The organism is Yinghuangia sp. YIM S09857 (genome assembly GCF_051388915.1).
Taxonomy (GTDB): domain Bacteria; phylum Actinomycetota; class Actinomycetes; order Streptomycetales; family Streptomycetaceae; genus Yinghuangia.
Window position 1 is genome coordinate 454,585 of sequence record NZ_JBPKBH010000002.1, and the last position, 17,947, is coordinate 472,531.

At 72.7% G+C, this 17,947-nt stretch carries 13 protein-coding genes; 3 read left to right on the forward strand and 10 right to left on the reverse strand.

Annotated features, from left to right (window positions below; genetic code table 11):
- Positions 1-106: 106 nt before the first annotated feature.
- The 3 genes from ACRX5S_RS05280 to ACRX5S_RS05290 all read right to left on the reverse strand — a co-directional run bounded on the left by ACRX5S_RS05280 (position 107) and on the right by ACRX5S_RS05290 (position 5,036).
- The gene (locus tag ACRX5S_RS05280; protein ID WP_436771560.1) at positions 107-1,147 is read right to left on the reverse strand and encodes an NAD(P)-dependent alcohol dehydrogenase; all 1,041 of its coding nucleotides are present in this window, start codon (positions 1,145-1,147) and stop codon (positions 107-109) included.
- Between the two features lie 367 nt (positions 1,148-1,514).
- Positions 1,515-3,605: an ATP-binding SpoIIE family protein phosphatase gene (locus ACRX5S_RS05285; protein ID WP_436771561.1), complete on the reverse strand. Its 2,091-nt coding sequence runs from the start codon at positions 3,603-3,605 to the stop codon at positions 1,515-1,517.
- A 546-nt stretch (positions 3,606-4,151) separates the two neighbouring features.
- A complete protein-coding gene (locus ACRX5S_RS05290) occupies positions 4,152-5,036 on the reverse strand; it encodes a DUF2071 domain-containing protein (RefSeq protein ID WP_436771562.1) in 885 nt (294 codons plus the stop codon).
- 617 nt (positions 5,037-5,653) lie between these two features.
- On the opposite strand from ACRX5S_RS05290, the gene ACRX5S_RS05295 reads away from it, so the two are divergent.
- On the forward strand, positions 5,654-7,978 hold the full coding sequence (locus tag ACRX5S_RS05295; protein WP_436771714.1) for a HelD family protein: 2,325 nt from the start codon (positions 5,654-5,656) through the stop codon (positions 7,976-7,978).
- Between the two features lie 124 nt (positions 7,979-8,102).
- On the opposite strand, the gene ACRX5S_RS05300 is transcribed toward ACRX5S_RS05295, so the two are convergent.
- The 6 genes from ACRX5S_RS05300 to ACRX5S_RS05325 form a co-directional block, all read right to left on the reverse strand.
- Positions 8,103-8,561, reverse strand: a complete 459-nt coding sequence (locus tag ACRX5S_RS05300; protein ID WP_436771563.1) for an acyl-CoA thioesterase — start codon at positions 8,559-8,561, stop codon at positions 8,103-8,105.
- A 34-nt stretch (positions 8,562-8,595) separates the two neighbouring features.
- Positions 8,596-9,048, reverse strand: a complete 453-nt coding sequence (locus ACRX5S_RS05305) for a nuclear transport factor 2 family protein (protein WP_436771564.1) — start codon at positions 9,046-9,048, stop codon at positions 8,596-8,598.
- A 125-nt stretch (positions 9,049-9,173) separates the two neighbouring features.
- The gene (locus ACRX5S_RS05310; RefSeq protein WP_436771565.1) at positions 9,174-9,893 is read right to left on the reverse strand and encodes a protein-tyrosine phosphatase family protein; all 720 of its coding nucleotides are present in this window, start codon (positions 9,891-9,893) and stop codon (positions 9,174-9,176) included.
- A 283-nt stretch (positions 9,894-10,176) separates the two neighbouring features.
- On the reverse strand, positions 10,177-11,124 hold the full coding sequence (locus ACRX5S_RS05315; RefSeq protein WP_436771566.1) for a hypothetical protein: 948 nt from the start codon (positions 11,122-11,124) through the stop codon (positions 10,177-10,179).
- Positions 11,121-13,577, reverse strand: a complete 2,457-nt coding sequence (locus ACRX5S_RS05320; RefSeq protein WP_436771567.1) for a PEP/pyruvate-binding domain-containing protein — start codon at positions 13,575-13,577, stop codon at positions 11,121-11,123. Before ACRX5S_RS05320 ends, ACRX5S_RS05315 begins: the two co-directional genes overlap by 4 nt.
- A 230-nt stretch (positions 13,578-13,807) precedes the next feature.
- On the reverse strand, positions 13,808-14,998 hold the full coding sequence (locus ACRX5S_RS05325; RefSeq protein ID WP_436771568.1) for a winged helix DNA-binding domain-containing protein: 1,191 nt from the start codon (positions 14,996-14,998) through the stop codon (positions 13,808-13,810).
- 210 nt (positions 14,999-15,208) lie between these two features.
- Here ACRX5S_RS05325 and ACRX5S_RS05330 point away from each other — a divergent pair, with 210 nt between their 5' ends.
- Positions 15,209-16,501, forward strand: coding sequence for a hypothetical protein (locus tag ACRX5S_RS05330; protein WP_436771569.1), 1,293 nt, complete (start codon positions 15,209-15,211; stop codon positions 16,499-16,501).
- Between the two features lie 78 nt (positions 16,502-16,579).
- On the opposite strand, the gene ACRX5S_RS05335 is transcribed toward ACRX5S_RS05330, so the two are convergent.
- Positions 16,580-17,119: a hypothetical protein gene (locus ACRX5S_RS05335; protein WP_436771570.1), complete on the reverse strand. Its 540-nt coding sequence runs from the start codon at positions 17,117-17,119 to the stop codon at positions 16,580-16,582.
- Between the two features lie 255 nt (positions 17,120-17,374).
- On the opposite strand from ACRX5S_RS05335, the gene ACRX5S_RS05340 reads away from it, so the two are divergent.
- Positions 17,375-17,899, forward strand: coding sequence for a hypothetical protein (locus ACRX5S_RS05340; RefSeq protein WP_436771571.1), 525 nt, complete (start codon positions 17,375-17,377; stop codon positions 17,897-17,899).
- Positions 17,900-17,947 lie beyond the last annotated feature (48 nt).

Below are 17,947 nucleotides of genomic sequence, written 5' to 3' on the forward strand. Positions count from 1 at the left end.
GGAGCGTGCCGACGCGCGGCCAAAGCGGCTGCTCCCGCCGAACCCCCGTGACAGAAGACCCGGTTGCCGGGCACGACACGCGAAGTGGCGTGCCCGGCACAGCGAGTCAGCCGTTCGGCAGGATCACCGCGCGGCCGTTGACCTTCCCGTCGTGCAGCCGCTCGTACGCCTTCGGCGCCTCGTCGAGCGTGTACGTCTCCACGTGCACGTCGACCGCGCCGGCCCGGGCGAGGTTCAGCACCTCGATCAACTCACCGCGGCTACCCCAGTAGGGCGCCCTGACGGCGACGTCGTACGGCACCGACCCGAAACCGACCGGCACCGTGCCGCCGCCGATCCCGACGATGGTGACGTCGCCCTCGACGGCCGCGCTCGCCGCGGCCGTCGCCACGGTCGGCTCCGCGCCGACGAAGTCGAAGACGGCCTCCGCCCCTAGCCCGCCCGTAAGTTCACGGACCTTTGCGGCCGCGGCGGCGTCGGACAGCACCGTCTCGTGCGCACCGACCTGCCGGGCGAGTGCGAGCTTGTCGTCGTTGACATCGAGGGCGATGACGCGCGCGGGCGTCATCGCACGCAGCAACTGGATGGCCACGTGGCCGAGTCCGCCCGTGCCGATGACGACGGCGGTGCTCCCGGCGACAAGCTTCGGCACCGACACCTTGATGGCGTGGTACGGCGTCAGCCCCGCGTCGGTCAGCGGCACCGTCGTGACGGGGTCGAGCCCGTCGATCGGCACGAGGTGGCGGGCGTTGTCGACGAGCATGTACTCGGCGATCGCGCCGTCCGCACCCAACCCCGGCGGGCGAATGCCGAGTTCCTCCGCGCGCAGGCAGTAATTCTCCTTGCCCTGGGCGCACTTGGCGCACGTACCGCAGCCCCAGGGACCGTACACGGCCACCGCGTCGCCGACGGACAGGCCGGTGACCCCCGACCCGAGCGCCGCGACGGTGCCGGCACCCTCGTGTCCGAGGGTGAACGGCAGGGGGATGGACAGGACTTCGGCGGGCATCGACATGACGGCGATGTCCGAGTGGCAGACCCCGGCGGCGGTCACGCGCAACAGCACCTGCCCCGGTCCGGGTTCGGGATCCGGGACGCTCACCAGCTCGGGCGGCCCGCCGATCGTCCGGTACTGCAATGCCTTCATGTGCCTGCCTCCTTGGTGCGGCCTGGGGTGGTCCTTCCGGATCCGCGGGGTCGCGGTCGGTTGCGGCGACGACGTCCGCGAGGACGTCGAAGTTCGCCGCGACCTGCCGCGCGGACGATTCCGGGACGCCGTGCCGCGCCCAGGCGCGAAGCACGGCCACGAGGGTTCCGGCGCCCGCGCCGACGGCGACCGCCGCGCGCGGGTCGTGTGCGGGGTCGGCGCCCATGCGGGCGGCGAGGATGCGCACCGACTCCTGTTCGGCGCCGGCGCGGATGCGCCGGTACGCGGCGGTCGACGCGGGCTCACGGTCGGTCCGGCGGGACAGTTCGAGCCGTCCGCGCGGCGGCGCACGGTGTCCCGACCGGGGCTACCACTCCACATCGAAGGCGTTCAACAGAGCCGCCGTGGAGGGGACTTCCACACCCTGCTCGGTCCAGATCGTCTTGCCGGACCGCCGGTAGCGGCTCCCCCATCGCGACGTGAGCTGCGCCACGAGGAACAGGCCGCGGCCGCCCTCGTCCGTCGCCACCGCCCGCCGCAGGCGCGGCTGGGTGTTGCTCGGGTCGGAGACCTCGCAGACCAGGATGTCGTCGCGTACGAGGCGCAGTCCGACCGGGGCTCCCGCGTACCTGATGGCGTTGGTCACCAGCTCGCTCACCACCAGCTCGGTGGTGAAGGCCAGTTCCTCCAGCCCCCAATCGCGCAGCTGCCGGGAGGTCAGCTCCCGGGCCCGGGACACCACGGACGGGTCCGCCGGCAGCTCCCACTCGGCCACCGCCGATGCCGGGATAGCGCGCGTTCGGGCGAGCAGGAGCGCGATGTCGTCGTCCCGCGCCGGGGCGAGGCGGGCCACGACGTCCGGTCCGATCTGTTCCAGCGGGCGATCGCGGTTCTCCGTCAGCACGTCGCAGAGCAGTTCCAGGTTGGCCCCGACGTCGACGCCCCGGCGCTCCACGAGTCCGTCCGTGAAGAACGCCAGCACCGAGCCCTCGGGAAGGTCGATCTCCACCGCCTCGAACGGCATGCCGCCCACCCCCAGCGGCGGCCCCGGCGGCACGTCCACGAGTTCCGGCTCCTCGCCGGGCCGCAGCACGACCGGCGGCGGGTGCCCCGCGCTCGCCAACGAGCAGCGCCGGGCCACCGGGTCGTAGACCGCGTACAGGAACGTCGCACCCTGGGCGGCGAGTTCGGACGTGGGGTCGTCCGGGTCGTGCTCGGGCCAGTAGCTCAGCACCAAGTCGTCCAGGTGGCTGAGGAGTTCGTCGGGCTCCAGGTCGAGGTCGGCGAGTGTCTGGACGGCCGTGCGGAGGCGTCCCATCGCGGCCGTGGCCCCCAGGCCGTGGCCCACGACGTCCCCGACCACGAACCCGGTCCGCAACGACGACAGCGCCAGGACGTCGAACCAGTCGCCGCCGACCCCGGCCTCCCCTTCCGACGGGAGGTAGGTGCCCGCCGTCTCGGCCGCCGCGGTCCGCGTCACCGGCCGCGGCAGCAGGCTCCGTTGCAGGGCGACGGCGGTACGGTGCTCGCGCGTGTACCGCCGCGCGTTGTCGACGCTGATCGCGGCCCGCGAGGCGATCTCCGCGAGGAGGTCGGCGTCCTCGTCGTCGAAGTTCCGCGCGGTGTGGGTACGCCACAGGGTGACCGCCCCCAGCACCAGCCCGCGTGCGAACAGCGGGATGGCGAGCATCGAATGCGCGCCCTCGGGGATGATGCTGCGCAGCCCGTCCCCGTCCAGGCCCAGCGCCTCGGCGAGGACGCCCATGTCGGACACCGCCACCGCCGCGCCCTGGACAACCGGCCGCAGCAGGTTGCTGTCCGCGAACTCCGGCAGGAGGTCGCCGATGCCCGCGACCGCTCCGGGCCATTCGGCCTCGCCCGACGGCGCCACGGCGACGCGCCGCATCCTGGGGGACGTGGTGTCGATCCGCGTGTCGATCAGGCCCGGCTCGTCGCCGTGCAGCACCGGTTCGGCGAGGTCCACGGACGCCAGGTCGGCGAGGTCGGGGACAAGTACGTCGACCAGGCCGCGGGTGGTCTGGGCGAGGTCGAGACTCGCCCCGATATCCGCGGCGGCCTGATGCGCCAATCGGGTGTAGCGCTGGGTGCGCTCCTGGGCCGCCTCCCACTCCGCGGCGCTCTCGCGCGGCAGCAGCAGAACCAGCCAGCCGTGTTCGTCGGCGTTCCCGGACAGCGGCTGCGCGGCGTACCGGAACTCGCGCGACACGCCGGATCCGGACGGCTCCCGGAACGTCGCGGCGCCCGCGCGCGTGGCCCCGGTGCCCGCCGCCAGCGCGGCGCGCAGCCCGCCGGCGAAGTCCAGGCCCGCGAGGAGCCGGCGCGCGGCAGGCGTCGACCATGCGACGGTTCCGTCCGCACCGAGCACTACCGCGGCAGCCTCGACACCGTCGACCAGAAACGGCACCTCGCCCGTGCCGGTCCCGCCGGGTGATCCCATCCTCGCTCGCCTTTGCCGTCCGTTGCTGGGGCTTCAGTGAATCCCAGCAATCCGGGTGTTTCCACCTGAAGGTCCGTGCCGGTGGCACCAGAGGCTACGTGCCCGGAACAGCGCCGAACGATGCGTGCGAAGCGGGGGACTCCCTCCATTGATGGTCGGGTGCGGGCTCGAAGGGTTCGGAGCAGTTCGTACGGGCTTCCACGGGCTCCCACGGGTGTCCGCTGAGGGTCGCGCGCGGGCTCGAAGGGCTCGCACGATGCTCGGACGGGCTTTCACCGGCTCCCACGGGTGTCCGCCCGCTGAGGGTCGGGGGCGGGCTCGACGGGCTCGCACCAGCTCGGACGGGCGTCCACGGGCTCCCACGGGCTTCCACGAGCATCCGCGGGCTTCCGCGCGTCCGCCGGTTCGGCGCGTGGGCGGTGGCGGTACTCGCGTCCCCTCACGCGCCCCGGCGGCACCGCGCCATCGGGCCGAGCAGGCCGAGCGGGCCCGACATCTTCCCGTGCGCGGTCAGCGCGAGGCACGAGGCGGTCACCGTCGACGCCCCTACTCCGGTTCGCGGCCCGCGCAGGTCACCGGCGGACCGAACCGGGCGCGCACGCCCGGCGAATAGAGCACGCTCACGGGCGGCCCGGACGGTGCGGGGAGGCCGCCCGCGGCGATCAAGTCGTCGTCCATATGCAGGAGTTCGGCTTCGTGTAGCGGCCAGCGGCGGTGGGTGTTGGGCAGGTAGAGCGTGCGTCCGTGCCATGTGACGTGCAGCCCCCAACGGGCCGTCAGGAAGTCGGTGAGCGGGTCCGGGTCGGCGATGCGTTCGAGGACGCGGATGTGCACGCTGCCGCCCGCACCGCGCGGACGCGGGGCGCGGCGGCGGGTGGTGTAGCGGAACTCCGGTGCGGCGCGAGTGCCGAGGCGGCAGACGTCCATGCGCGCCCACATGTACGGCAGCCCGAACACTGCGCGCGCGACGAGCACCGGCAGCAGGCGCGCGGCTTCCAGCGAACGGAAGACCACGCCGCGGCGCCCGGCTTCGTCGACCGAGTACAGGCGTACGTTCGTCTCGGCGAAGTTGCCCAGGTACGGGATGCCCGGCCCCCAGCCGATGCCCACACGGTCCATGCGGAACGGTACGAGGCCGACGTACGTACGACCCTCGAACGTGTCCGGCACCGTCCCGCGCGGCAGCAGCGGCGCCACCGCCTCCGGCTCGACCGGCCAGTGCAGGAAGGTGAGGTCCAGCCAACTCTGACTCAGGACGACGGGACGGACGGGGCGGGGTGCGGACCGGGTCACCGGCTCGGGGTGGAGCTCAGGGCGGAGGCGGGTCTCGGGCCGGGGTGTGTCGTCCGGCCGCGTGTACCCCTCCGGCCGGTTCTGGGCCTCCGGCGGGGTCACCGGCTCCGGCTTCGGGTCACCCGGTTCGGTCGTCATGCCCCCAGTCTGCCGGGGCTGTTCGGCTGCCGTCGCCGGGCCGGGCACGCACCGCCGAACCGGCCCTTCGCGCGGCGCGGAAGCCGACCCGGAAGCCGATATGGAAGCCGACTCAGAAGCCGATATGCGGGCCGATACGGAAGTCGGCACAGAAGCCGACCCGGACGACGCGGCAGCCGCTTGCCGCAAGAGTCGTCGCGCGCCCGCACCACCGCCACGCGGGATTACCCCGCGCATTCGCTGCCGCTCTCGGCGAGGGCGCCGCCCGCGGTCACGTGCATGAAGTCGCGTTCTTAATGCCGGCCGACCGGTCCACAACGTGTCCGCGTCCCGACCCGGACATTGCCGTGCAGTCCTCAGCCCCCTGGTATGCGCGCGGCGTACCCGCCAACTCCCGCTCTATATCTACCCGTTGGCCGGTCCCCAGTCCTCCACGACCTCGCCGACGCACACGAAAAAACCCCGCGCGCCTTGACGCACAGGGCTTTGCACGAGGTATATTCGGTGGTTCTGCATGCCGTTGATTTCACCGATTTCAATATCGACGGAATCACGGGGTGCGGCAGGATTAATGGAGTCATCGTAGCCGTCCGGGAGTCGAATTGTCAAACGCGGAATTGCGACACGAACAGGAATTCATCGACGTCCTGTACGAGCGCCTCGCGGACCTGCGTGCCGAGGCCGAGGTGGCGGTGACCCGTGAACTCGGGCGCGAGGACGACGGCACCCGGCAGGCGCGCGTGGAGCGCGACATCGCGGTGTTCGAGCAGTCGGCGCTGGTCGCCGCGCTGACCGCCGGCGAGAACGGCCTGTGCTTCGGACGGCTCGTGTTCCGCGACGGGGCCGACCACCACATCGGGCGCATCGGGATCCGCCGCGACGACGCCGAGCACACGCCGCTCGTGGTCGACTGGCGCGCCGAGGTCGCCCGGCCGTTCTACCTGGCGACCGGGCACACGCCGATGGGACTGCGGCGCAGACGGCACATCACCACCGCCGGCAAGCGCGTCACCGCGCTGCACGACGAGATCCTGGACCTCGCCGACGACACCCGCACCGGCTTCGAGGGCTCGGACGCCGACGCGGTCCTGCTGGCGTCCCTGGACGCGGCCCGCACCGGGCGCATGCACGACATCGTGCAGACCATCCAGGCCGAGCAGGACCGCATCATCCGCGCCCCGCACCGCGGCGTCCTGGTCGTCGAGGGCGGGCCGGGGACGGGCAAGACCGTCGTCGCGCTGCACCGCGCCGCGTTCCTGCTGTACGCCAACCGCGAGCACCTGACCCGCCGCGTCGTCCTGGTCGTCGGTCCGAACCCGGCGTTCCTCGGCTACATCGAGGACGTCCTGCCCTCGCTCGGCGAGACCGGAGTGCTGTTCGCCACGCCCGGCGAGTTGTTTCCCGGCGTCACCGCGACCCTGGTCGACACTCCGGAGGCCGCCGAGGTGAAGGGGCGGGCCGCGATGGCCGAGGTGCTGGGCCGCTTCGTCGGCGACCACCAACGGGTGCCCGACGAGCCGTTGGTGATCGGACACGAGGACGGCGACCTCCTCCTGGACGCCGCGATCGCGGAGACCGCGCGCCGCAAGGCCCGTGCCACGCTCCTACCGCACAATCTCGCCCGCGCGGCCTTCGCGTCGCGCGTGATCGACGGCCTCACCGCACAGTTGGTGGACCGGCTCGGCGCGGATCCCTACGGCGGACCGAACTTCCTGGGCTCGGAGGAGGTCGCGCAACTCGCCATGTCCGTCGCGGAGAGCCCCGCGGTGCAGCGGGCCGTCGACGAACTGTGGCCGCGCCTGACCCCGCAGGGCCTCGTGTCCGACTTCCTGGCCGATCCCGTGTACCTGTCCGACGAGGATGCCGCGGCGATCCGGCGACCGGCCGCGTACGACCCGGTGTTCGGGACGTGGACGACGGACGAGTGGACCGTGGCGGACGTGCCGCTGCTCGATGAGGCGGCCGAACTCCTGGGCGAGGACGACTCGTTGGCCCGGGCGGCGGCGGAGGCCGAGCGGCGGCGGCAAATCGCTTACGCGCAGGGCGTCCTGGACCTGTCGTACGGTTCGCGCACCCAGGAGTTCGAGGACCGCGACGACGAGGACTCGGAAGTGCTCAGCGCACACGACCTCGTGGACGCCGAGCGCCTCGCGGCCCGGCAGGAGGAGCTGGACTTCCGTACGTCGGCGGAGCGTGCCGCCGCGGACCGCACCTGGGCGTACGGCCACATCGTGGTCGACGAGGCGCAGGAACTGTCCGCGATGGCCTGGCGGTTGCTCATGCGGCGCAGCCCGACGCGGTCGATGACCCTGGTCGGCGACCCGGCGCAGACCTCGGAGCCGGGCGGGTGCGGGTCGTGGGAGCGCATCCTGATGCCGTACGTCGAAGGGCGTTGGGAGCGCTTCCGGTTGGGGGTGAACTACCGGACGCCGACCGAGATCATGGAGGTCGCCGCGGACGTGATGCGGGCGGCCGACCCCGCGTTCGAGCCGCCGGAGTCGGTGCGTTCGACCGGGGTCAAGCCGTGGTCGCGGCATACGGCGGACGTTCCGGGGGCGGTGGCGCAGGCCGTTGCGCGGGAGCGCGCCGGGGACGGCGGCAACGAGGGCGCGGACACCGGGCCCGGCGGAGGCGACGCCGGAGGCGCGGTACAGGTCGAAGGGCGGGTCGCGGTGATCGCCCCGCCCGAGTTCCTGGACGCGGTCGGTGCGGCGATCCCGTACGCCGAACGCGGCGTGGAACCGGACCTGACGCGCCCAGTGGTGCTGCTCGACCCGAAGCAGGCCAAGGGACTGGAGTTCGACTCGGTGATCGTGGTGGAGCCGGCCGCGTTCGCGCTCGCCGACCTGTACGTCGCGCTGACGCGCGCGACGCAGCGGCTGGGCGTCGTGCACAGCGGGGAACTCCCGGCCGGTCTCACCGGGCTCGCCCCGGCCGGGTGACGGGTCAGCCGTGGGCGGGGGCCTCCCCCGCCCACGGGACGTGGGGGTCGGCGCTCGGCGCTGAGGGGTCAGCAGTCAGGACTCAAGGGCCAGCGGCCAGCGGCCAGCGGCCAGCGGTCAGCGGTCAGCGGTCAGCGGGGAATGCGTACTTCTCCATCACCGCGCGGCGCTCCGGCGGAACGGCCGTCGGACCGGCAGACGTCATGTGCACCAGCACCGTTTCGCACAGGCCGACGCACACGTCGTCGTGGAACAGCCCGAGGCCGTATTCGAGGGACGAGCGTCCGAAGCGCGTGATGCCCACCCCCACCCGATACGTCGCCGGGAACGGCGCCTCGCGCAGATAGCGCACGCGCGTCTCCAGCACCACGAACCGGAAGTCGCGCGCGCTCGCGAACAGTTCGTCGCCGAACATCCGCATATTGAGGTTGGCTCGGCCGTCCTCGTAAAAGGACGCGATCGCGACGTTGTTGATGTGCCGCTGGATGTCCATGTCGGCGAACCGCGCCGGGACCTCGCGCACGAAGGGGTAGCTGTCCAGGCGCAGGCGCGCCGGGTCGGGGGTTTCATGTGCCTGTGCCACCCGGCCAGCATGCCGTACCGGCCGTACGGGCCGTTCACGCGGGCAGGAAGAGCTCCTGCGTGCCCAACTCCGCGGTGACCTCCTGGCGCCAGCCCCGGAACCGCCAGCCCTGCGCGGTGCGTGTCGCCTCCGCGTGGTACCAGCCGAAGCACTCGTACGTGAGGTCCGCGCGCTCCCCCGCCCCGATGTGGTGGACGCGCATCTTGACGGTCAGCCGCGCGCGGTCGCCGTCACCGTCCCGGTCAAGGGTCACGCGGTGATTGCCCATCAGGTGCTGGGTGGGCCCGCACGCGTCGAGGTAGGTGCGGATCATCGCGACGAGATCGGTCCGGCCGTGCAGTACGTGCACGCCGTTGTAGTCGGCGCGCACGTCGGCGGTGAACACGTTGTCGAGGGCGGCCCAGTCGCGGCGGTCGAGGGCGTCGGCGTACGCGTGGGCAAGTTCGGCGAGGTCGGCGACGTCCTCGGCCCTGGTGGTCTCGGACATCGGATCCCCTCGGCTCGGTGCTGCTGCGCTGAGCGGGACCGTAGTGTCGGCGCCTCGAACGATCAAGAGGGCCCGGCTCCGGTGCGGAGCCTGGCGTACCCCGCTCGGAGCCGGACGTGCCGCGCTCAGAACAGCGTGGCGTTGATGCGGCGCGGCGCGTCCAGGATGCGGCTGATGATCTGCACGATGATCGGCGGCTGGTCGCTGGAGTCGCGGTCGCCGCTGAGCACGTAGTAGACCTGCTCGACGGACGGGGGCCCGACGGCGAGCGTCTGCTTCGCGGCCTCGACCGAGCCGGCCTCGCCGGTGCGCATCATGTACGCGGCGGTCATGGCTCCGGTGCGCCCGACGCCGGCGCCGCAGTGCACGTACACCGGTCCGTTCGAGGTCTGCACGGTCCGCAGGAACTCGTCGACCTGGGCGGGCGTCGGGGTCTGTCCGTCGCGGATCGGCATCCGGACCAGGTCGAGCCCGGCGTTCGTGGGACGCGCGATGTCCTCGGCGCTCATGTGCTCGGCGCGCAGGTCGACCACGGTGCGCACGCCCATGGCGGCGAGTTCGCGGTAGCCGGAGTCACCGGGGGCGGACCCGCGGTAGACGCGGTCGTCGACCTGCTTGAAGTGATTCATCCCGGCGACCTTCTCGCCGGAGCCGCCGGCAGTCTGCGAGGAGGCCCAGGCGTGGACGCCGAGCATGCCGAGAAAGGCGAAAAGCCACACGGCGGCGTAGCCGAGGGCGGAGAAGACCAGGACCTTGGCGGTGCGCTTCGCGATGCGGCGGGCCCGTGCGCGAGGGGCGGGCGGCTGCGGGGCGGCGGGCCGGAGGGTGGTGGCCTGGGAGGGCATGGCGGGCGTTGCGGGTGCTGCGGAGGGCTGCAAAAGAAATCACCGGGAGGGGCAGGCATACCGCAACGTCCGAGACGCGACGGTCGGGCGAGCCATGAGACTAACCCGCGTCGCCAGGGCACACAATGATGATCAACTGGAAATCAACGCCAAAACGGCACAAATGGCTATGAAATCGAGGAAATCAGGCGTGACGTTGGTCACGTCCCAGGTGGGGTTGTGATGCGTCCGCGGGCTCCATCGGCGGGCGCGGACGGGTGTGGGGTCGGGAAAGCGGATCGCGTCAAGGCAGCCATGGTGACGGCGGGGCCTGGCCCTCGCCGAGGAAGGTCGCCTGGATTCCGGGGGCGTTGGCGTCGATCAGGCAGCCGCGGAGGCGGGCGAGGTCGTTCTCGGTCAGCGCGGGGCGGACCACGAGGGCGAAGATGTCGGAGCCGAGTTGGCTGAGGCCCGCGTTGTCGAGGGATCCGACCGTGATGCCGTGGCGGCAGCCCTCCCAGAGGTCGCCCGCGGCGCGTGCGTTCTGCACGTCGTCGCCCGGTGACCGGGTGTCGACGCGGAACACCAGCGTGGTCGCCGCCGAGGCCGGCGGGGAACCCGGGCGGGACTGCGTCGCGTCGCCGAGTGCGTCGATGCCCGCCGTGAGCCCGACGACGCCGGCCAGCGCGACCGCGGCGAAGGCCGTCGTACGCCCAGGGCGCGGCGGCGGTACGGCCGGGGCGTCCTCCAGGCGCGGACCGGCCTGCAACGCCCCCTCGGCGGGCGCGGTGAGGGCGGCCAGGCGTCCGGCCAGATGGCGGTCGGCGGTCGGGACGACCGTCATCCGGGCGATGCGCTGCACGACCCAGCTGACGCCGGACAGCACGACCCCGGCCGCCAGCAGTACCGGGATGAAGACCCGGTGTCCGGCGGGGTCGGCGAGGCGGCCCGCGTCGAGCCAGCGGAAGCGCTCCCGCGCCGCCTCGCCGGACTGCTCCCCGGACTGTTCGAGCCGGGCCTGTTCCAGGCGCCGCCGCACTTCCTCGCCGCGGCTGTCGGTGTCCGCGATGCGGCGCTCCAGGCGCGACATGCGGCCGAGCACGGCGACGCCCAGCAGGAAGACCTCGATGGCGACGAACAGCACCCCGCAGATCAGCGCCCGGTTCCACTGCCAGCGGTACAGGTACACGACCAGGTAGAAGAGCAGTGCGGCGGCGGAGAGGCCGCCGATGAGGTAGCTGACGTACTTCACGGCGAGGCTCCCTTCCCGGGCGGGGGGCGGCGCGGGTTCCGGGCGGCCGGGTCGTGGGCGGCCGGGTCGTGGGCGGCCGGCTCACGGGCGGATGGCTCACGGGCGGATGGCTCACGGGCGGATGGGTCGTGGGCGGATGGGTCGTGGGCGGATGGGTCGTGGGCGCGGAGGGCGTGGCGAGACGGGTCCCCCGTGCGTTGGTCGGCGGCGGGGCTTTCGCCGCGGCCGTCGTCGCCGCCCGCGGTTTCGTCGGCCGACCACGTCGTCTCGGCGGCCTTGACGTCACCCGTGCCGCCGTCGACGGTGACCTCCGTCCCCTGCGGGAACCGCGCGGTGGCGTCGGGCACCGCGGTGGCCGTGGGCACGCGGTACTCGCGAGCCAGAACCGCCAGGTGGGACAGCGGGCTGCCGGTCTCCGCGACGAGCCCGGCCAGGCCCGGGAGGAGGGGTGCGAGTGCGGGGTCGAGGACGCGTACCACCAGGACCGCACGCTCCGGGCGCGGCCCCAGGCCGTCCCACACCGTGCCGCCGCCGCTTCCGCCGCCCGCCCCCTGCCCGGCGTCGGGACCGGTCCGGCCGCGCCCGCGCCTCGGCTGCCGGGCGGGTTCCGGCACCGGTTCGCCGTCCGCCAGGCGGAACGCGGTCGGCAGGGCCTCGCGGTCCCGGCGCGGACGGCGTTCGGCCAGGTCGGACGGCAGGGCGCCGCCTCCGCCGACGGCCACCAGTTCGGACCAGCGCAGCAGACCCGTGCGGTCCACGTCGTCCAGCAGCCCGGCCGCCACGAGCCGCGCGCCGAACGCCCGGATCATCCCCGCCTGCATCTCCTGCACCCACCGGATGCGCAGGCGCAGGCCCTCGCGTACCGGGAGGGACGAAACACCGCGCGGCACACCGGTCCAGGCGGTCGTGGGCGGCAGTTGCGCCGTCGCGGTCAACGAGGGCGGGAACAGCCCCAGCAGCACGGGGTGCGCGGCCAGCAGCGCGGCGTCGCCGATGTCGGCCGCGCGTCCCTCGGTGAGCACGGCCAGCGCCTCGGCGGCCACGGTGGTCTCGTCCCCGGGTCCGAGCAGGACCCCGGCCAGGGACTCCTGGGCGTGCAGCGCGGACAGTGCGCGGCGGCCCCACGACGCCGCGTCGAGCACCTGGCCGCTGGACAGCCGGGCGGGCGCCGGGAGTTCGGTGAGCTGGCGGTCGACGTCCGCCATCAGGTCGAGGGCCAGGAGCGGCAGGGTCGTGCGCAGCCGCCCGAGGCGCCAGGCCGCGCGCACCTTCCGCGCGGGCGGCAGCGGATTGAGCACGTTCAGGACGCGGTGCCTCGGCGGTACGACCCCGAGCAGCACCAGGTCGGCCGCCGCGCGGCCGTCGACGGCGACGACCGGCGGAACGGAGCGCAGCGTACGCCGCGACGCGGCCCCGAGGATGTCGAGCGCGACGGTGAGCCCGTGGCCCATCGGGCCGAGCCACAGGTCCTCTTCGAGCGGTTGCAGGACGCCGGGGAAGGTCTCGGCGACCGGCCCCGGGCCCAGCAGGCGGGCGCCGCGCGGGACACGCGCGGCCATCGCGGTGATGGGCCGCGACTGGAGGAGCCAGAGATGGTCGTCGGCGTCGAAGGCGAACTCGATGTCCTGCGGCCCGTCGAACAGTTCGGCGGCGCGCCGGGCGAGGACCGCGAGGCGGCGCAGGCGGCTCGGGCCGAGCAGCCGTTCGCCGCGCGGCTCGACGGGGTCGCGGTCGAGCAGGCGCCCGGTGCGGGTCATGCGGTAGCGGACGCCTTGGGTGGAGCCGTCGACCAGGTCCGCGGGGCCGCCCGCGGCGACGCCGAGGACGATGCGGTCGGTGCGTCCGGTGACCGGGTCGGCGCCGAACATCACGCCGCCGACCTCGGGGTGCAGCATCGGTTGGACGAGGACGGCCATGGCGGCGTCGTGCGGTGCGCATGCGTTGTCGTGGGTCGCGCGGTCGCCGTCGGCCAAGGCGGCGGGATCGAGGGCGGCGGGGTCGAGGGCGGCGGAGTCGAGGACTTCGCGGACGGCGTCCGTGAACGCGTCCCAGCCGCGTACGTCAAGCACGGTGCGGAAGCGGCCTGCCATCGAGGAGTTCTCGGTGTCCTCGTGGCGGGACGACGAGCGCACCGCGAGGGGGCGGTTCGCGCTGCCGGCGAGACGGTGCCACGCGGCGCGGAGGGCTTCGGTGGACGCGTCGGTCCCGGCGTCGGCGCCGCTGCCGTTCGCGGACGGCGGGGGGACGAGTGTGAACCCCGGTAGGACCGGCAGTCCGGCCGCCGCGGCACGGGCCAGGTTGGCGGCCTTGGTGCCGGTGAGGTCGGGGTTCGCGGCCTGCTCGGTGTCCAGGGGGACCACCGGGGAGGTCTGCGTGGGCTCGGTCGCGTGCCCGGTCGAGTCCCGCGTCGCGTGCTCGGTCGAGTGTGCAGCCTCTGTCGAGTCGGGCCGCATGATCACGGCTCCTTCCACCGCCGGATCGCGGCCCGGAGGCGGGAGGCCCCCGGCAGGCGGGGCGCGCCGGGGGCCGGGCGTCCTGGTGCCGCGGTCAGACCTCAAGCATCACGCGCTTCCCTGGCTGCGGACAAGTAATGACAAATAACGCAAACCAGATGGATATATGTGACGAGTGACGCGCGGACCGGGGCATCGGCTCGCGGTGACATTTGCGGCGCACCCGCTGTCTATGCGTGACCGCCTACTGTCACCGGCCCCATGGTGAGTTCCGGGCGGCCTTCGAGCACCACTCCCACGCGGTCGACCTGCTCGTCCAGTTCGGCGCGTCGGCGTCGGGTGAGGGTGGCCGCCGATTCGACGGTGATGAGCAGGCGGCGCCCGGAGCGGCGCAGGTGCCACAGCCCGGCGACGACGCCGTCCACGATCAGGTTCTGGAAGTTGCCGGGCAGGACGCGGTCGGCTGCCTTGCCGGGGTACAGCAGTTCCGGGGGCTGGTTGCCGACGCGGTAGCTGTAGGCGTCGAAGTACGGGAGCAGGCGTACGCCCAGATGCTCGGCGGGCGGCACGTCCATCTGCGGGGTGTCGCCTGTGCGTCGTGCCAGTTCGTGGTCGGCCGGGAGCCACGCCTTGGTGCCCTCGACCTCGACCGGCCGGATGCTGTCGCCCTGCGCTGCGAACACCCCGGCGGCCCAAGTCTTGGGGGCGGCCAGCCAGTGGGCGAAGCGCTGCGGGGTCGAGGGGCCGTAGGAGGTCAGGTAGGACCGCAGGATGTAGCCGACGGCCTCGCCCGCGTCGGCGGGCTCGAACGGGTTCAGGCGGTGCGGATTGGTGTACGTGACCTTCCGCCCCCTGTTGGGCCCGAAGGCAAGTACTCCGCGCAGGCCCGCCAGATGCTGCACCTGACGCCAACGCGGCCACATCGTCTGGAAGGCGGGCATGACCAGGTCGCCCGCCCAATCCCCCGCGCGCTCGACGACGGCGTCGCTCAGTTCGTCGATGGTCAGGTCGGCGCCTTTGAGGGCGTCGGCAATTGCCGCGATGACTGCCTCGGTCTGGTCGGCGGTCATGCGGGCGCCTTCGGGGAACGCGTTCGACGCGAGCGGCGGAACGGACGACAAGGCCCCGATCCAGTGAGGCAGTTCGTTGGCCGGCAGGAAGTGCACCGTGCCGCGCGGGCCATAGGTCTTGACGATGGTGTGGTCCTGCCACAGGGCCTTTCGTACGTCCTGACGCGTGGCCCCTTGGACGCGCAGGCCGATGCCGAGTTCGGCGGCGGACATGACCTGGGCGTGCGTACCGGCCATGACGGCGACGGCGACGGGCACCAGTGCGGCGGGCCGGTCACCGGTCATGGGGATGCCGAGCCCTTGGGCGGAGAAGCGCGCGGCGCACACCTGCGCATGGGTGAGGGAAGGCACGGGTTGTTCCTGCGAGGTGATCACATCTGACCGTATGCCACGGGATTCGGTTGCAGGCGGGTTGAGGGTGGGTTGCAGGCGGGTTTAGGGCGGGCCGCGTGTCGGTCGGGGGCGGCGCGGCTTCCCCGAGACGGCGCACTGCTGTGTGCGTGTGGTGAGGCGTAGCCTGGGAGTGTGAGGAAGTCGGTCGTTCCTCCTTTTGGCTTGCGCGTGCTGTTGTTGCTCCTGCTGGCTCTGTTGATGCTGCCGTTGAGCGCCGGGACTGCGCGGGCGGCAGGGGTCAGCGAGATCGCCGCCCATCTGCGCGAGGATCCGGTTTACACCGAATCTGCCGCGTCCGAGGTCCTTCCGGCGTCGACGGCGGACGCGCTGCGCGCGACGATCCGGGACTCGGGCAAGCCGGTGTTCGTGGTGGCCGTGCCCGCGGACTCACCGCTGGCCGCGTCGGGTTCGCGTTCGGCCGTGTTGTCGGCGTTGCGTGAGGGGGTGGGACGTCCGGGTGTGTACGCGGTCGCTGTGGGCCGCACCTTCGACGCCGCCGCGGACGCATCCGTCATGTCCCCCGCCCGTCTCGCCACCCTCAAGAGCGACAGCATCGCCGCGCACCAGGGCGACGGGCCCGGCCTGTTCACCGAATTCGTGAACGGCGCGGTGGCGGCCCCGGGACCCGGCAACGCGTCTTCGTCGGACGGCGAATCGCGCGGCGGGGCCACGGGGTTCGTGGTGCTCGGGGTTCTGCTCGCGGTCGGGGTGTTCGGCGTGCTGCTCTACCGGCGGCGCAGCCGACGCCGCCGCTCCGAGCGCGAACGCGATGCCCTTGAGCAGGTCCGGCCGACCGTCGACGAGGACATTACGGCGTACGGCGAGGCTCTGGACCGCACCGGGTTCGACCCGGGTGCGCCCGCCTCGGACGATGCCATGCGTGAGGACTGGGCGAAAGCACTCGACGCCTACGACCGGGCGAAGTACGCGATGGCACGGGCCCGAAAGCCGGACGATGTGCGGGAGGTCAGCGAGGCGCTGGACGGCGGCCGGTTCGCGCTCGCGACGCTGGACGCGCGACGCACGGGCGAAGCGTTGCCGGAGCGGCGTCCGCCGTGCTTCTTCGACCCGCGGCACGGTGCGTCGGTGCGCGATGTGGAGTGGGCGCCGGAGGGCGGAGCCACCCGTACCGTCCCGGTGTGCAGCGCGGACGCCGCGCGTCTCGACGACGGTTTGGCGCCGCTTGGGAGGCAGGTCGAGACGCCGGAGGGCCGACGGCCGTATTGGGAGGCCGGACCGGCGTACGCCCCCTGGGCGATGGGCTGGTACGGCGGCATGTTGCTGCCCGGCCTGCTCATCGGCACGACACTCGGCACCGCGGCGGCCGCGCCGGATCCGTATGGTGCCGGCTTCGGAGACGGCGGGTTCGGAGACGGCGGCGGCGACTTCGGCGGTGGGTTCGGTGGGTGGGGTGACGGCGGGGGTGGCGGCTGGGGCGGCGACGGCGGCGGGGGCTTCTAGGAGTCGGTCGGCGTACGGAACCGATCGCCTTCCAAGCGCTCGGTGAGGTACAGGTGCCGGCAACTTGCGATGGCGCGACTACTCCGCGGGTGACGTTCGGAACGCCGCGGCCTGTGCGCGCGGGACCAGCCGGAGTTTGTCGTCCGGGCCCTCATGACGTGTCCACATCAGAAGCCAGCCCATCGGCTCCGCGATGCGGGCGACTTCCTCGGCACTGAGAAGGCGGCGGTCCATCGGGTCCAGGGTCACGACCGGCGGCGGACCGGTTTTGTCCGGGTCCTTCTTGGCCCGCAGTGTGGCGCTGCGCGCAAAGGCGTTGGCGAGAGTCTGGGTCGTCCAGATCTCCCAGTCCTCATGACCGCCGTCGAGTTCGAGGCGCATCTTGCGGCGGCTGAGCCACATCGATCCGGTCTCGACGTCGGCCGAACGTCCGCCTCCCGGCCCGGCACCGGATGCCACCAGGGCGACCAGCCACAAGGCTCCGATCGCCACCGAATAGAGCGGCTGGAGGATGAACTGCGCGTACACGCCTGCGCGCGAGCGCTTCCGGAACGGCCCCAAAGGCGTTCCGGCCGGCGGCTCGCCGACCCAATAAGGCTTCTTCGGCTGCTGACCCACGCCCCACATCCTGCCCTGCCGCACGCCGCTCACGTGGCACTCCCCGGTGTTCCACCCGACGACGCGGCTGCGGCACCTCGATGACGCCATGATGGCGCCACCGGATGGCACCACACGACACCATAGGACACCTGAGTCGAACTTCCTTATTTTTAAGCGGAGTTCAGTGGCTTTCGTTGATGGGCCCATACTGACGAGACCATCGCGGCACCACAGTGCTTGCGCGTGGCGCCATTTTGGTGCCATGATGGCGCCATGGACCTGACACCGTTCGTCGAGAACCTGCGAAACGATCTCGCGGTCGCCGCCGAGGCCGGTGGCGACGAAGCACTCGCTCTCGCGGACCGCATCACCGCGCCGCTGGAGTCGTCCGCGCGGCTGATGCTGCTCAACGCGCTGTCCGCGGCGGCCGACGAGATCACGCGGGATCTCGCACCGGGCTCGGTCGACGTGCGGCTGCGCGGTCTTGACCCGGACTTCATCGTCAACCTTCCGTTCGACCTCGTGATCGAGGAGCACGGCGGCCCGCACGGGGCATCGGGCGTGGCGAAGCCCGCCGCGCCACCCGAGGGAGACGAGGGCAATACGTCGCGTATCAACCTGCGCCTGCCCGCGCATCTGAAGCAGCGGGTCGAGGAGGTCGCCGGGCGCGAGGGTCTATCGGTGAACGCGTGGCTGGTCCGCGTGGTCGCCGCGGCCGTAGAGCCGTCCGACGAGCGCAGACCGCCCCCGCGGCGCGCGGCCCGCGGCGGGGACCGCTTCACCGGCTGGGTGCACTGACCGCATCCCCGGCACCGGCCGTCGGCTCCGCCGCGGCGAACACATCAC

Bases quoted from the DNA above. Each gene is read 5' to 3' on its own strand.
- ACRX5S_RS05320 (WP_436771567.1), bottom strand. From the start codon at position 13,577: ATGCGGCCCGACTCGACAGAGGCTGCACACTCGACCGAGCACGCGACG.
- ACRX5S_RS05340 (WP_436771571.1), top strand. From the start codon at position 17,375: ATGGACCTGACACCGTTCGTCGAGAACCTGCGAAACGATCTCGCGGTC.
- ACRX5S_RS05280 (WP_436771560.1), bottom strand. From the start codon at position 1,147: ATGAAGGCATTGCAGTACCGGACGATCGGCGGGCCGCCCGAGCTGGTG.
- ACRX5S_RS05290 (WP_436771562.1), bottom strand. From the start codon at position 5,036: ATGACGACCGAACCGGGTGACCCGAAGCCGGAGCCGGTGACCCCGCCG.
- ACRX5S_RS05285 (WP_436771561.1), bottom strand. From the start codon at position 3,605: ATGGGATCACCCGGCGGGACCGGCACGGGCGAGGTGCCGTTTCTGGTC.
- ACRX5S_RS05305 (WP_436771564.1), bottom strand. From the start codon at position 9,048: ATGTCCGAGACCACCAGGGCCGAGGACGTCGCCGACCTCGCCGAACTT.
- ACRX5S_RS05310 (WP_436771565.1), bottom strand. From the start codon at position 9,893: ATGCCCTCCCAGGCCACCACCCTCCGGCCCGCCGCCCCGCAGCCGCCC.